Origin of the sequence: Paenibacillus sp. DRB1-1 (assembly GCF_052119485.1) — a bacterium.
Lineage (GTDB): Bacteria > Bacillota > Bacilli > Paenibacillales > Paenibacillaceae > Paenibacillus > Paenibacillus polymyxa_B.
On the sequence record NZ_JBODQH010000001.1, the window covers coordinates 3167967 to 3182585 of the forward strand.

General features: G+C 48.2%; 11 protein-coding genes. 9 read left to right on the forward strand and 2 right to left on the reverse strand.

What is annotated here, in order from left to right:
* Nucleotides 1-43 precede the first annotated feature (43 nt).
* The 8 genes from ACQW03_RS14030 (at nt 44) to ACQW03_RS14065 (ending at nt 10747) form a co-directional block, all read left to right on the forward strand.
* Nucleotides 44-1279, forward strand: coding sequence for an argininosuccinate synthase (locus tag ACQW03_RS14030; protein WP_071643267.1), 1236 nt, complete (start codon nt 44-46; stop codon nt 1277-1279).
* An 86-nt stretch (nt 1280-1365) separates the two neighbouring features.
* Nucleotides 1366-2778, forward strand: coding sequence for an argininosuccinate lyase (gene argH, locus ACQW03_RS14035; RefSeq protein WP_071643265.1), 1413 nt, complete (start codon nt 1366-1368; stop codon nt 2776-2778).
* Between the two features lie 516 nt (nt 2779-3294).
* On the forward strand, nt 3295-3546 hold the full coding sequence (locus ACQW03_RS14040; RefSeq protein ID WP_023990629.1) for a hypothetical protein: 252 nt from the start codon (nt 3295-3297) through the stop codon (nt 3544-3546).
* A complete protein-coding gene (locus ACQW03_RS14045; protein WP_441950231.1) occupies nt 3539-5998 on the forward strand; it encodes a glycosyltransferase family 2 protein in 2460 nt (819 codons plus the stop codon). Before ACQW03_RS14040 ends, ACQW03_RS14045 begins: the two co-directional genes overlap by 8 nt.
* A gap of 23 nt (nt 5999-6021) precedes the next feature.
* Nucleotides 6022-7029, forward strand: coding sequence for a glycosyltransferase family 2 protein (locus ACQW03_RS14050; protein ID WP_023990627.1), 1008 nt, complete (start codon nt 6022-6024; stop codon nt 7027-7029).
* Nucleotides 6992-7411 carry a GtrA family protein gene (locus ACQW03_RS14055; protein ID WP_441950234.1) on the forward strand — a complete coding sequence of 140 codons (420 nt, stop codon included), beginning with the start codon at nt 6992-6994 and terminating at the stop codon, nt 7409-7411. The genes ACQW03_RS14050 and ACQW03_RS14055 overlap by 38 nt, the downstream gene beginning before the upstream one ends.
* Nucleotides 7408-9009, forward strand: coding sequence for an ArnT family glycosyltransferase (locus tag ACQW03_RS14060; protein WP_441950236.1), 1602 nt, complete (start codon nt 7408-7410; stop codon nt 9007-9009). The genes ACQW03_RS14055 and ACQW03_RS14060 overlap by 4 nt, the downstream gene beginning before the upstream one ends.
* A 103-nt stretch (nt 9010-9112) precedes the next feature.
* Nucleotides 9113-10747: a hypothetical protein gene (locus ACQW03_RS14065; protein ID WP_441950238.1), complete on the forward strand. Its 1635-nt coding sequence runs from the start codon at nt 9113-9115 to the stop codon at nt 10745-10747.
* A gap of 77 nt (nt 10748-10824) precedes the next feature.
* Here ACQW03_RS14065 and ACQW03_RS14070 read toward each other — a convergent pair whose 3' ends face one another.
* Nucleotides 10825-11613, reverse strand: coding sequence for an alpha/beta hydrolase (locus tag ACQW03_RS14070; RefSeq protein WP_441950240.1), 789 nt, complete (start codon nt 11611-11613; stop codon nt 10825-10827).
* 266 nt (nt 11614-11879) lie between these two features.
* Between ACQW03_RS14070 and ACQW03_RS14075 the strand changes: the two genes are divergently transcribed.
* Nucleotides 11880-13016: an S-layer homology domain-containing protein gene (locus ACQW03_RS14075; protein WP_076294064.1), complete on the forward strand. Its 1137-nt coding sequence runs from the start codon at nt 11880-11882 to the stop codon at nt 13014-13016.
* Nucleotides 13017-13087: 71 nt separating this feature from the next.
* Here the strand turns inward: ACQW03_RS14075 and ACQW03_RS14080 are convergent, their stop codons facing one another.
* Nucleotides 13088-14506 carry a VanW family protein gene (locus ACQW03_RS14080; protein ID WP_071643251.1) on the reverse strand — a complete coding sequence of 473 codons (1419 nt, stop codon included), beginning with the start codon at nt 14504-14506 and terminating at the stop codon, nt 13088-13090.
* Nucleotides 14507-14619 lie beyond the last annotated feature (113 nt).

Consider the following 14619-nt stretch of genomic DNA (forward strand, 5'->3'; position numbering starts at 1 on the left):
AGGTAAAGAAGATAAAGGTAAGCAATCGGGGAGGACTTCAACAATGGCAAAAGAAAAAATCGTACTCGCATATTCCGGCGGTCTGGATACGTCGGTCATTCTGAAATGGCTCAAAGAAACTTATGATGCTGAAATCATCGCATTCACCGCAGATATCGGTCAAAAGGAAGAACTGGACGGTTTGGAGGAAAAAGCACTTGCTACGGGGGCTTCCAAAGTGTACATTGATGATCTGCGTGATGAATTCGCCAAGGATTTTATCTATCCGATGTTTCAGGCGGGTGCTTTATATGAAGGACAATATTTGCTCGGAACGAGTATTGCACGTCCATTGATCGCTAAGCGGATGGTCGATATTGCGATTGCCGAGGGAGCAACAGCCATTGCTCACGGGGCAACAGGCAAAGGTAACGATCAGGTCCGCTTCGAGCTGAACGCGGCGGCGTTGACGCCGGATATCAAGGTGATCGCACCTTGGCGGCTGGAAGAGTTCCGCAATCAGTTCCCGGGCCGTGCAGAAATGATTGCCTATGCGGAAAAACACGACATTCCGGTAACTGCTTCTGCAGCCAAGCCATACTCCATGGACCGTAATCTGCTGCATATCAGCTATGAAAGCGGCGTGCTGGAGGACCCTTGGTTTGATCCAAGTGCCCCTGAAAATAAAGAAATGTTCTTGCTCAGCAGCGCGCCTGAGGACGCTCCTGATGAAGCAGAATATTTGGAGTTGGAATTTGAAGCAGGTAACTGCGTCGCTTTGAACGGAGAACAGCTAAATCCACTGCAAGTGATGGAAAAACTGAATGAACTGGGCGGCAAGCATGGTATCGGACGTGTGGATATGGTGGAGAACCGTTTTGTTGGTATGAAGAGTCGGGGAGTCTATGAGACGCCGGGCGGTACGATCCTGTTCACAGCTCACCGTAAAATGGAATCTATCACGATGGATCGCGAGGTTATGAATCTGCGTGATAGTCTGATTACCCGTTATGCTACCTTGGTTTACAACGGTTTCTGGTTCGCACCGGAACGTGTCGCTTTGCAGGCTTTGGTTCATGAGAGTCAGAAAAATGTCAGTGGTACCGTGCGCGTGAAGCTGTACAAAGGTAACATTATCGGCGCAGGCGTTAAAAGTCCGGTTAGCTTGTACAATCCGGACATTGCGACCATGGAAGCTGATCCGACACAAGCCTACGATCAAGGCGATGCAACAGGCTTTATCCGCTTGAATGCTCTGCGTTTGAAGGTCAACGCGGGCGTAACACAAAATCATAAATAATGATGTAACCTAAAAAATGTACGGGATACGGGCCGTTCTTGTCCAAACGACGAGGGCGGCTTGTATTGCAGAGAGGGGATTATACAATGAGTAAGCTATGGGGCGGACGGTTTACGAAGCAAACGAACAAGCTGGTAGAGGAATATACGGCTTCTATCGGGTTTGATCAGGCGTTGGCGGAAGAAGATATTCAAGGCAGTTTGGCTCATGTGGCCATGCTGGGGAAATGTGGAATTATTCCGCAGGAGGATGCAGACACGATCAAGGAAGGACTGCACACGGTCCTGGAGCGTATCCGCCGTGGGGAAATTGAATTTTCTGTTTCGGATGAGGATATTCACATGAATATCGAAAAAAATCTAATCGAGGCCATTGGTCCGGTCGGGGGTAAGCTGCACACTGGGCGTAGCCGTAACGATCAGGTAGCAACGGATATGCACTTGTATTTGCGCGGACGTGTGGTATCTCTGGTGGGTATGCTGCATGATGTACAAGCTGCATTAATCGGCCAGGCAAAGGATAATCTGGATACGATTGTACCTGGATACACACACTTGCAGCGTGCGCAGCCTATTTTATTTGCACATCATTTGCTGGCGTATGTGTCTATGCTGGAGCGTGATATTGACCGACTCAAAGACAGCTACAAGCGGATTAACGTGTTGCCGCTCGGTGCTGGCGCTTTGGCCGGGACCACTTTTCCGATCGACCGTCATTTTGTAGCCGAGCAACTGGGATTTGATGGCGTATATGAAAATAGCCTCGATGCCGTCAGCGACCGGGATTTTATTGTAGAGTTCCTGGCTGGCGCCTCGCTGATTATGACGCATTTGTCTCGTCTGAGCGAAGAATTAGTGCTATGGAGCAGCACGGAGTTTGGTTTTATCGAGCTGGATGATGCTTTTTGCACAGGCAGCAGCATTATGCCGCAGAAGAAAAACCCGGACGTACCGGAGTTGGTACGTGGTAAAACCGGACGTGTCTATGGAAACCTCGTAGGCTTGTTGACTGTACTGAAATCCTTGCCGCTGGCGTACAACAAGGATATGCAGGAGGACAAGGAAGGGATGTTCGATACCGTTGCCACGCTGGAAGGAGCCTTGCAACTGTTCGCACCGATGATCGCCACGATGAAGGTGAACAAGGAACGTATGCGTCAAGCGGTCAATCAGGATTTTTCCAACGCAACTGATATTGCGGACTTCTTGGTCGGCAAAGGGCTTCCGTTCCGTCAGGCGCATGAGGTCATTGGCAAAACCGTGCTGTATTGCATCCAGCATGGAAAATATTTGCTTGATCTGACGCTGGACGAATTTCAGCAGTTTTCGGATCTGTTCGACGGGCGCATCTATGAGGTGCTTCAACCAGAAGCGGTAGTTAATGCACGGAATGTATATGGTGGAACCGCTACCGGGCAGGTACAGGCAGCCATTGGGCGCAGTGAACAGCTCTTGGCGAATACATCAACATGGTTTGAAGGGCACAAGCCGAAAAATTAATCAGTAAAGAAAGATATTATTGTCTTGCACAGTAGCGGGATGCTGTGTAAAATCAGATTTTAAGGAATTAGCAATCTAGGTTTCGAAGGCACCGTTCGCGGTGTCTTTTGTGCTTTTTGAGGTATTTGTTTTATTCATGATCCCAATGATCATGAAATGCATAGATTTCCTGGAAGGGTATTTTTCATAGTGTTCAATTTATAGTTCTAAATACCTATTAATACGCTAGTGTGAAAGTTTCTAGAATTTACATTTTTGTATACTACGCCTACGATGATTATGGTAGAATAGCACTAAGTTTTTCATTGAATTACCAATTCAATAGGGCAAGAACTATATTCAATAAATAAATGTCAAGTTACTAGAGGCACTTTTGATTAGGTCAATTTCATAAATGTGTAAATGAAGGGCTTGAATGAGAACATAGGTATGTCCTGGTTTCGGGAGAACGGCAAGTAAAAGCTCTAAAGTAGCGACGTAGCTGAAGGCGGAGTCGGGATGATCCAGGGAGGTATTATGAGAACTAAAAGGACGGCGCGTCAGTTAAAGAGCGCTTGGTTCGGTTATCGCGCTTCTGAAGCCGATCAACTGATATCTTCATTGCATGAGGAACGGGTGCAAGCGGAGGAGTTACTGCGTGAGGAGCGGGAACTTTTCCACGCGGCGCTGGAACGGAAAAAGCAGCGGGATGCGGAGTTAAAGCAGCTGCTTGCGGATGCGCTTGCGGAAGAGCGGCGCTGGATTGAAAGGGCGGGAATTCATGGGTGACAAGCTTAGGTGGCAGGTTGGAGGAGTTTCAATTCGCCAAACCAAGAGAAGAATAAAAGAAGAGCGTCAGCGAATCGAACAACTGCAACAACAGCTAGAGGCCCAGCGGTTAGAGCAGGCCCCGGTGCTGTACAAGCTTGATTTTCATATTGAAGAGTTAGAACGGCGACTTCAGGATACAGAACTTCGTATCCAGGCGATACAGAACGCCCATGATACAGCAGCAGCTGTGGAACAATTGCTGGATGAAGGGATACAGGATGGACAGGTGCAGGAGGCTCAAGTCCAATATGCCTCTGGGCAGGAACAGATAGCAGCAGGAGCTGCTATGGGCGCTGCTTCCAGTATTCCTGGTGCGGAAGGCGAAGAGGCCGCAACAGGAACGCAGAGTGGACGAAACGGCAAGGCCCGTCTAGGGGATCAACTGGTGGAGAACGGGATGATTACCCGCGATCAGCTGACAGATGCCATCCGCAACCAGAAGCGTTACGGTGGCAGGCTGGGCGATATTCTTGTAGAGATGGGCTTCATTACAGCCGAGCAGCTCCAGGAGCAGGTTGACGGCGACGAGTCCAAGGAGCGTCTAGGCGATATGCTGGTTCGTTCCGGCTACATATTACCGGAACAACTGGAGCGCGCACTGGAGTTCCAGGCGAAGAGCGGCGGGCTGCTGGGCGACATCTTGCTGTCATTGCAAATGCTGGAACCTGCCGATTTGTACCGCGCGATTGCTACACAGAACCGAATCGGGCGTATTGGTGAGGAGCTCGCGCTGGATGCGGCGTACAAACTACCCGAGCAAGTGGCAATGGCTTATGGCGTGGTCGTCATCCATCAGTATATGAACCGATATATTGTGGCGGTTAGCGATCCGTTGCCAGAAGAGAGACGCTTGAAGCTGGAGGAAATTCTGGGTATGCCGGTAGAGCAGGTGCTTGCTACGAAGGAAGAGATGGAGCAGCTCTGGGGTAAAATCTACGGTGAAGAAATGATGCAGGAGAGCACGACCGGGCTGTTGGAAAAAGAACCGCACAATTCGGCGCGGACGACTTTTACAAAGGGACAACTTTGGGTGTTCGCAGCTATGGGTATGATTACACTGCTCGGTCTCTTGTGGAACAGTTGGAAAACGGTGTTGATCATCAATATGATGATTCAGCTGTTTTATTTTGTGATGACGCTATTTAAATTTGGCATTATTTACCTCGGTTCCCGGCGTGGGGCGCAGCTTCGTTTTACGAAGGAAGAGGTTGACGCCATGGATGAAAAGAAACTGCCGATCTATACCATTCTTGTACCTATGTATAAGGAGGCGGGCGTGCTTCCGATGTTGTTGCGGAATTTGGAGCAGCTGGATTATCCAAAGTCCAAGCTGGATGTGCGGCTGCTGATTGAAGAGGATGACATTGAGACGATCGAGCTACTTCGGGAAATGAAGCTGCCAGCCTATTACACGACATTGGTCGTTCCAGACGGTTTGCCGAAAACCAAGCCGAAGGCATGTAATTATGGACTTATTCGGGCACGTGGCGAGTTTGTCGTGATTTACGATGCTGAGGATCGTCCCGACGCTGATCAGCTTAAAAAGGTCATTGCAGCGTTCGATTCACTCCCTGAGCATTATGCATGTATTCAAGCGAAGCTCAACTACTTTAATAGTACACAAAATTTGCTGACCCGCTGGTTCACTCAAGAATACAGTATGTGGTTCGAGCTGCTGCTGCCGGGTATTATGCAGTTAGATACCCCAATTCCTTTAGGCGGCACATCCAATCATTTTCGGGTATCTGTATTGAAAGATATTAATGCGTGGGACCCCTACAATGTAACCGAGGATGCCGATCTGGGCATACGTCTGTATAAAGGCGGCTACAAAACGGCTATTGTCGATTCCCGCACATGGGAGGAAGCTAACAGCCGCGTGGGCAACTGGATTCGTCAGCGGTCACGCTGGATCAAGGGGTATATGCAGACATGGCTGGTTCATATGCGCAATCCGGTTAAGCTGGTGCGCGAAGTGGGCTGGAAGGGCTTTTTCGGCTTTCAGGTGATGATTTTGGCAACTCCGATGTTGCCGTTGCTGAATCCGATTTTTTGGGGTTTGCTTATTTTATGGTTTGGCTGGGAATTGTCCTTTATTCCCAAGCTGTTCCCGGGGTATGTGTATTACCTGGCCAGCGCGGAATTTTATATCGGTAACTTTCTGTTCGTATTCAGTAACGTGGCCGGAATGTACTGGGTCATCGGGGAACTGGAAGAGCGCGGTGAACGAACATTTTCATACGCGATGGTCAAATATGGGCTACTCTCGCCGTTATATTGGGTACTTATGAGTATAGCTGCGGTGAAAGCCGCTTGGCAGCTCATTACCAAGCCGTTCTATTGGGAGAAGACGACACATGGTCTGACCGATATGCACGATTTGGATGATACCCCGGCACAGTCCTCCTGAATATGAAGAAAGAAGGAGCAAGAATGGAGACAAAAACACCTTTTTTATCCGTCGTCATTCCCATGTACAATGAAAGCTCGCATCTCGAGCGTTCACTTAAGGTAATTGATGGGGTATTGTCTGTTGTCACCTCACGCTATGAGCTCATCATAGTAGATGATGGTTCCAAAGACGATACGTGGCTCAAGCTGTCCGAATTGTCCCGTCGTATGCCCTCTTTGCTCGCGCTCCGGCTGAGTCGGAATTTCGGCAAGGAGCTGGCGTTGTGCGCAGGTCTGGAAAATGCCTCTGGCGATGCGATTATTGTCATGGACGGCGATTTGCAGCATCCTCCTGAGATGATTGGGGAAATGGTACGTTTATGGCAAAATGAAGGTTATGATTTGGTCGAATGTGTGAAAGAATTTCGGGGAGAAGAGTCGGTGGGCAAAAAGCTCGGAGCTTCTTTGTTCTACGCGACCTTGAACCGCTTGACGGGCTTTAATCTCAAGGATGCCTCCGATTATAAGCTACTGGATCGACGAGTGGTGGATGCCTGGATGGCGATGCCAGAGCGTATGCCGTTTTTCCGCGGGATGACGGCCTGGCTAGGTTTCCGCAAAACCCAGATTTCATTCCGGGTGGCTCCACGCGAAGAGGGACCAAGCCGCTGGAGTCCGTTAGGGCTGACTCGACTGGCAGCAGAAGCGATCGTTTCGTTTTCGACAGTACCATTGCGGGTAGTGAGTCTGATGGGCCTCATTTTTATGCTGATTTCAGTCGTATTGGGGATTCAGACCTTAATGCGCAAATTAACGGGTGATGCTGTGACCGGTTTTACCACTGTCATTTTGCTGCTCTTGATTATTGGCAGTGTACTCATGCTGTCAATTGGTGTGGTAGGAGAATATATTGCCGCCATATATCACGAAGTCAAAGCTAGGCCTCGCTATCTGATAGCAGATAAACGGGCGAATGCTGACCGATTGTGGGTGGACAGGGAGTTTAATCAACATGATCAGACGTTCATATCTAAAGTATCCAATCATTAAATACGGTATTGTGGGGCTGCTGGGCACAGGTATCCATGTTGGTGTGCTTGTGCTGCTGGTGGAGTTGTTTACGGTACCAGCAGTAATGGCTACTACAATCGGATTTGTGGTTACATTGCTCGTTTCGTATGTGCTGAACCGAAACTGGACGTTCGAGCCTACCGGCGAGGGAAGCCGCACCCAGTTTCTTAAATATTTGTTGGTCTGCACCTGTGGCTTGCTCTTAAATGCCGCTCTGATGTACGTGACCATTCATTGGATCGGTTGGTCGTATCTGATCGGTGAAGTACTAACTACCATCATCGTGCCTGTTCATAATTATATTTGGAACCGCTACTGGATCTTCTCCGTTCCGCAACAGCGTCAGAAAGAGGCTTCATGATTTTAAGAAAACACGGAAAATTGCTATCATTGTTTGCTTGTATTACTGCTCTTGAACTGGCCGTGGGTGTGTATTTTGCATGGCATCTTGGCTATATGCATACCGATGCGCTCAGTCGAGTGGCTAATGCATTTTATGTGCTATACAGTCGTGACCCACACTTGGGTGCTATCGGGTTTGTATGGAATCCGCTGCCCAGTTTGATGGAACTGATAGTGCTGTTGTTTTATCCTTTATTTCCGGTACTCGCTTCCCACGGGCTGGCGGCAGTGATTGTGAGCAGCCTGTTTGCAGGGGCGAGCGCGGCATTATTGTATGCGACGGGCAAACAGTTGGGGCTTCACGGTGCAACCAGTTTGCTCATTGCGCTATTATTTTCACTGAATCCATTTATGTTTCTGTTTGGCTTCAACGGCTTAAGTGACTCGCCATATATCTTTTTCATCTTGTTGACAGTGAGTCGATTTTGTATGTGGTTGAAGGATCGCAAGGCGGCGAATTTGATCGTATCCGGTTTTGCGCTTGCATTGGCATTTTGGGTACGCTATGAAGCGGTCCCGCTTGGCGTTGCGATGGCTTTGGGTGTATTGCTGACGATCTTTTTTCTGCATCGGTGGCGTACAAACAGAGAGAGGGTTAGAACGGAATTGTCTTTAAAAGAGCGCCTGTACAAGGTGGAAGCGACATGGCTTCTATTGTTGTTGCCACTTGTCTTTTCCGGTCTGCTGTGGCTCTTTTTTAACTGGATTATCATGGGCGATCCGCTTTACTTTTTACGCTCGCAATATTCCAATTCCACACAATCAGCAGCTTTGTTGGAGGATCAACGGTTCGTGGCCATGTTTGCCCACCCTGTGCTGATGCTAAAGTTTATCGGGCAACGAACCTTATGGTATGCTGCTCCGTTGATTGCCATTTTGCTCATACGACTATTGGACAAACGTCTGTTGAGTTGGAGCACGTTAACGCTACTGGCCATTTTTTTATCGGTGCCAGGACTTCAGCTTTTGCTGATGCTCAAGCAGTCTTCTTTTGGTTGGTTCCGATATTTTATGTATGTATTCCCGATTACGGTTGCCTGGTTGCCGTATGAGCTAAGTTTATTGAAGGGGAAAATGAGGGGGATCGGAATTTCACTAGTAACAGCAGGAATGTTGGTAACAGCAGGCTTGTTATCCTACGCACTGACGAACCCCGCGATTGCGGCAGATGAACACAGCTATTTGACGCATAGTGGTAATGAAAGCTACGAACGTCAAATTATTGAGCGGAAAATAGCGCCGTGGCTGGATGAGCATTATGGTTCATCTCTCATTTTGACAGATTCTTATGCCGCCTATCCGATCATTTTGAGCAGCAAAATCCCGAAGAAGTTTATGATTACGAGTGATTTTGACTTTGGGGAATCTTTAATGGATCTGCCTGCTTCCAAGGTGGATTATGTCTTGGTTACGCGCTTGGTGGATGGGGTACCGCTGGATCAGGTGAACCGGAACTATCCTGATTTGTTCGAAAAGGGAGCGCAGTGGGCCTCGTTGGTACATGACTTTGACGGGCAGTGGCGACTGTACAAAATAGAGCATGGAGAATCAAAATAATTATGATATTTTAGTGCATCGTAGCGGAGGGAAGCATACAGCTGTAGGGTGTGAGTAGGGTACAGCTGTATCACCGCAAGAAGTTTGAGGGGGAACGAGAGGAATGTCCTTTCGCAAATGGTCTGCAAGCAGATGGATGGCTATAGGTCTGTTTGTATTTATACTTGCATTGGAACTGTCTGCGGGCATCTATTTCAGCTATGTTCTGGGATATATGCACACAGACGCGCTCAGTCGCGTAGCTAATGCATTTTATGTGTTGTACAGCCGTGACCCGCATCTGGGCGCAATCGGATTTATCTGGAATCCACTACCCAGTCTTCTGGAAATGGTGATTCTACTGCTGTATCCAATCTTTCCGGCATTAGCCACCTATGGATTGGCTGCTGTCATTCTTAGTGCTACCTTTGCCGCTTTGACCGCTATGTTGCTGTATCGGGCGGGGGTCAGAACAGGGCTTAGCTCAGGGATGAGCATCATGCTGGCACTGTTGTATGCACTGAATCCATTTATTTTACTGTTTGGTGCCAATGGGCTGAGCGATTCGCTATACATATACTTCATTATGATGACGGTGATTGAGTTTGCATTGTGGCTCAAGGATCGCATGACGGCAAGTCTGATTGTTTCTGGATTAGCGCTTGCCATGGCGTTCTGGACTCGCTATGAAGCGGTTCCTCTGGGCGTAGCAATGGCGGGTGGAGTGGTATTGGCGATCATGTTTCTTCATCGAAACATGGGCAGACGTGAACTGGCCTTGCGAGAAAAACTGTACAAGGTCGAGGCAACTTGGTTACTGCTTCTGCTCCCCGTGGTCTTTTCCGGACTGTTGTGGATTTTCTTTAACTATCTCATTATGGGGAATGCTTTTTATTTCCTGAATTCGGAGTATTCGAACACGGCCCAATCGGCAGAGCTGCTGAATGATGATAAGTTTGTAGAGATTTTCTCCAATCCGCTGGTGGCCTTGAAATTTATTGCTTCCAAAACACTCTGGTATTCGGTACCGTTGTTTGCTATTCTGTTCATTCGTCTGTTGAGTGGACGCTTGTTCCGATGGGGAACATTGATTATTTTGCTGTTGTTCCTGTCAGTGCCAGGGTTGCAGTTTTTACTCATGATGAAGCAATCTTCGTACGGATGGTTTCGTTATTTTATGTACGTGTTCCCAATTACCGTAGCCTGGTTGCCCTATGAGCTGAGCCAGCTTCAGGGACGATGGCGGAGGGCAGCCTTTGGCCTGGTGTCCGTCAGTCTGTTGCTTACCGCTGGATTACTTTCCTATGCGTTGACTCGCCCGGATATTGCACCGGATGAGAACAGCTTTCTCACACGAACGGGTAATGTGAACTACGTGAGACAGGAGTCAGATCGTAAGATTGCCGTCTGGTTGGATGAGCATCTGCCGAAGTCTACCATTATGACCGATTCGGCTTCAGCCTACACCATGATTGTCTACAGCGAATATCCCAAACGCTTCCTGATTACCAGTGATTATTCGTTCAATAAGGCATTAAGTTATCCGCAGGATAGCCATGTGGATTATATCCTTGTACCTAAGATCATGTCAGGCATGCCACTGAGTAAAATCAATATGGTATATCCGAATTTATATGAGAAAGGCGCTCCTTGGGTCCAGCTTGAACGTGAGTTTAACGGTGAGTGGCGCTTGTACAAGGTGCTACCCAAGTCACTAACTAAAGGATCTCCATCGACGGAGACCACGACAAATCCCTAATGTGCATAATAAAATCCCCAAGCCAATCCCTTCGCCATAGTGCGATGAGGGAAGCTGCGGGGATTTTTTTAACCAGTTTAGTGCTCCTTAAGCGGCAGCCACGCCAGTACATCCTGAATTTTCGCGTCCCAGTATCCCCATTCATGAGCTCCAGGACCTTCTTCGTAGGTCAGCGGAACTCCGGTAGTATTACATGTTTCACGAAAAGCCTGATTTCCCTTATATAGGAAATCCTCCGTGCCGCAGCATTGGTAGAGCCGGGGAAACGAGGTCCCCAAGGTAGCATGACGTTGTAACAGCTCCAGCAAGTCGTGATCCGTTCCACGTATTTCATCTGGACCAAAAATGTTAAGCCATTCGGCTGGACTCATCGCATTTTGCATAGGATCGGTGCGTGATGCGTGTAAATCCATGACTCCCGAAAGGCTGGCAGCGGCTGCAAAACGCTCTGGATGCTGGAGTGCCAGTTTGAAAGCACCATATCCACCCATAGAAAGCCCGGCTACAAAATTATCTTCACGCTTGTCGGACAGAGGAAAGAATGAACGTGCCAAAGCCGGCAATTCTTCACTGATAAAGGTCCAATAAGCCGCGCCTTGCTCCATATTCGTATAGAAACTCCGATGTACTTGGGGCATGACGACAGCTAGGCCCAATGAGGCGACATAGCGTTCAATGGAGGTTCGACGCAACCAGATTGAATCATCGTCCGATAAGCCATGCAGCAAATACAGCGTCGGATGTGGCCCGGTTCCTTGCTTGCCTTCCAGTCCAATTTGCGAACGGGTTGCCTGAGGAAGAATAACATTCATGGATGTGCTCAGACCAAGAACTTCCGAATAAAACTGACATTGAATAAGAGCCATAAGAAGACCTCTTTTCCTAGGGTTTTGTGACCTCATTGCAGTGTTCCAGCATATGACCGAGTACTCATTCAGTATACCTTAGCCTGTCTAAATATACATATCCAAGTGAATAACTAGGCATTAAGTCCCGTTTCTTATTTATCCTACATAAGGAGGGGGTATGGTTATATGGGACGATTTTTTTAATTTGGGGGTTATTTGGGTTTGATTTCTGGTAAAGTGTTTAAAAAAGAATGATGAATCCAATCAGAGGAGGAATTTATAGCATGGGAAAAAAGTTAAGAAACACAGTTACAGGTGTATTGAGTACAGGTCTTATTCTTAGCGCATTCAGCGCAGCGGCAGCTGCTCCCCAAACTACAAGTGGTCATTGGGCAGGAGATCAGGTGCAACGCTGGTCAGCCACAGGACAATTGGACGGCGCGGTGAAACCAGATGCGGCAATCACACGTGCAGAGTTTATTGTTCTCCTGAATCGCAGCTTGGGTACGTTCACGCAGGATACTCCAGCTGTGACAGACGTAACGTATGCGGACAGTGTAAAAGTAAATGGTAATGGAAGTAGAACGTTTACAGATGTACCAGCTTCGCACTGGGCATACAACGAGCTGACAAGTGCCGTGAATGCAGGTTACATAAGCGGCTATGCAGATAACAAGCTCAAACCAAATGGTAAGGTAACACGTCAAGAGGCTGCGGCTATCGTAGGCAAAGCTATTGGACTCACTGCAGGTAACGCAGCAGATGTTACTAAATTCATTGACTCCGACAAAATTGGAGTTTGGGCGAAGAAAAGCGTAGCGGCAGCTGCGGAGCAAAAAATCATCAACGGGTATCCAGATGGTAAATTCCAGCCACTGAAGTCGCTGACTCGTGCAGAGGCAATTGCTATTCTGGACGCTGCTTCCGGTTACAACCTGAGCCCTGTTGATAATCTGACGACGACTCCTGGTGGAACGGTGACGGATTCCACATACAGCAACGTGACAGATTCCACTTATGGTAACACGTCGACTACTTCTGGCAGCGAAACAGAAGATAGCACAAGTACCAGCACAGATAGCACGACTACGGACAACTCTACAACAATAGATACCAACACAACTACGGATACGACTACAGATAGCACTACAGACACAGCTGCAACTACGGAAGCACTGAAAGTCAACAATGTGTATGATGGAGAAGGTACAATTACGGGAACAGCTAAAGCCGGTTCCACAGTAACGGCCTATTCCAACGAACTGCCTATCGGTAGTGCAGTAGCCAAAGATGATGGCACATTTAGTATCAGTGTGCTTACTCAAAAAGCAACGGTTAGGCTGGTAATCAAAGCTAAAGATGCAGACGGTAACGAAAGTGAGCCTGTAGAAATTTCTGTTTTGGGTAAACGCAGCGAGTAATTTATAGCTAAAATCCCCCTTTCACTCTGTCTGGAACAAGTCCAGCTGACAGTGGAAGGGGGATTTTTCGTTTATTCGCTTATACCGTCCTCGACAATAGACTTCTCGGGTTCACGTGTTTGTGGCTCAGACGATGTGCCACCGCCATAACTAGCTATAATGCGTTGCTGCGCTCGGTACGTATCGCGGCTGATTCGGGTGCGATCTACGGTTTTTCCGTCTACCTTTTTTACCCGGAATGTTTCTACCACATACCCTTCCTTGCCCTGCCGAAGTACTTGATAGAAGCCGGGGGAAAGTGAGTCATTACGGAGTCTCTTCTCCGGTATGGGAAGTACGCGAACCGTATGGGATTCCAGTTCATACGAAACATTGGACGGAAATGTACCAAAAAATTTAACAGTAAGCGTTCGGTTTTGGACAGCCGCACGAAGTAGTAAATGCTTGCCTGTATTGTTTCTAAAACGAAAATTAATGGACCCTGTAGCAAAAGTTGCATCCTGACCTTTGGGCAGGTAGCTGACTGGCAAAGAATGGTTGCGGCGCTCAACAATGTCCAAACCGACTCGCAGTGCTGCATTATACACCGTGCTGGATACCTGACAAATCCCGCCGCCTATGCCGGACTCCAACCGACCGTTCACGATCACTGGAGCTTCACGAAAGCCATGAGTGCGCTCAGCCTTGGCAATCAATTGACCGTAGTCGAATATGTCGCCCGGCTTGAGAATTAAACCATCAACGGTGCTTGCCGCTGAATTGACGTTATACACACGTCCTTCCGAGCTGCTGCCAAGACTGGTGGAGAACTGGACGATTTTACGCTCAATCCCTTCGTTACGTAGACTGTCCACCGAAATTTTCGGCTCCAGCTGGCGGAACGGTAATTCCACTCGTATCGGCTCCTCAGAAACGGTAAAATCCTTGGGCAGCGCCTTATCCAGTGCGGCGTCCAGCTTGGGCCAATCCAGACGTCGCGCAGAGCGCCCCGGAATATAACGAACCTGATCATTCCCGTCAATCTGACGCACAGCATTGATAGGCATGCCATATCGTTGCTCCTCCCAATCGGCTCCGAATTGGGCTTTCAATATCTCCTTCTGTCGGAAAGATGCGATAGACCATTCCTTTTCGAAGCTAAAACGTGTCTGCACACGAGTCCATAGATGCTCCGAGCTGAGCGCCTTCACGGCATTCCGAAATGCCTCCGCTTTATAACGAATCCCTGCTTCCCCAAGTGTAATTTTTATATCCTGTGCACTGCTGTCATTGTCCGTCAGAAGCAGTGGGCGTTGCTTCAATGCATCCAGCTTTTTATCCACCAGCCGAAGAGCAGCTGTGTGATCCATGCTTCCTACGTTGACTCCTCCGACCCTAACTCCCTCCGGCAGCGTTTGTCTGTCGGCGTACAGATGAAGTCCCCCCCACAACATGGCCAGCGCCAGAACACTAGACCATATCCAAATGACAGATAAATGAATTTTTTTCATAATGCAGATGTCTCCTGTCTGATAAGCTTGATAGCGTACTCGTGTGCCATAATATTCATATATATGTGCCAAAAGCAGAAAACTTTCGGTACTATTTAGGTAACAAATTTGTT

Excerpts from the sequence above, each read along its gene's own strand:
- ACQW03_RS14075 (WP_076294064.1), top strand. The coding sequence starts at position 11,880 with ATGGGAAAAAAGTTAAGAAACACAGTTACAGGTGTATTGAGTACAGGT.
- ACQW03_RS14040 (WP_023990629.1), top strand. The coding sequence starts at position 3,295 with ATGAGAACTAAAAGGACGGCGCGTCAGTTAAAGAGCGCTTGGTTCGGT.
- ACQW03_RS14080 (WP_071643251.1), bottom strand. The coding sequence starts at position 14,506 with ATGAAAAAAATTCATTTATCTGTCATTTGGATATGGTCTAGTGTTCTG.
- ACQW03_RS14030 (WP_071643267.1), top strand. The coding sequence starts at position 44 with ATGGCAAAAGAAAAAATCGTACTCGCATATTCCGGCGGTCTGGATACG.
- argH (WP_071643265.1), top strand. The coding sequence starts at position 1,366 with ATGAGTAAGCTATGGGGCGGACGGTTTACGAAGCAAACGAACAAGCTG.
- ACQW03_RS14060 (WP_441950236.1), top strand. The coding sequence starts at position 7,408 with ATGATTTTAAGAAAACACGGAAAATTGCTATCATTGTTTGCTTGTATT.
- ACQW03_RS14055 (WP_441950234.1), top strand. The coding sequence starts at position 6,992 with ATGATCAGACGTTCATATCTAAAGTATCCAATCATTAAATACGGTATT.
- ACQW03_RS14045 (WP_441950231.1), top strand. The coding sequence starts at position 3,539 with ATGGGTGACAAGCTTAGGTGGCAGGTTGGAGGAGTTTCAATTCGCCAA.
- ACQW03_RS14065 (WP_441950238.1), top strand. The coding sequence starts at position 9,113 with ATGTCCTTTCGCAAATGGTCTGCAAGCAGATGGATGGCTATAGGTCTG.
- ACQW03_RS14050 (WP_023990627.1), top strand. The coding sequence starts at position 6,022 with ATGGAGACAAAAACACCTTTTTTATCCGTCGTCATTCCCATGTACAAT.
- ACQW03_RS14070 (WP_441950240.1), bottom strand. The coding sequence starts at position 11,613 with ATGGCTCTTATTCAATGTCAGTTTTATTCGGAAGTTCTTGGTCTGAGC.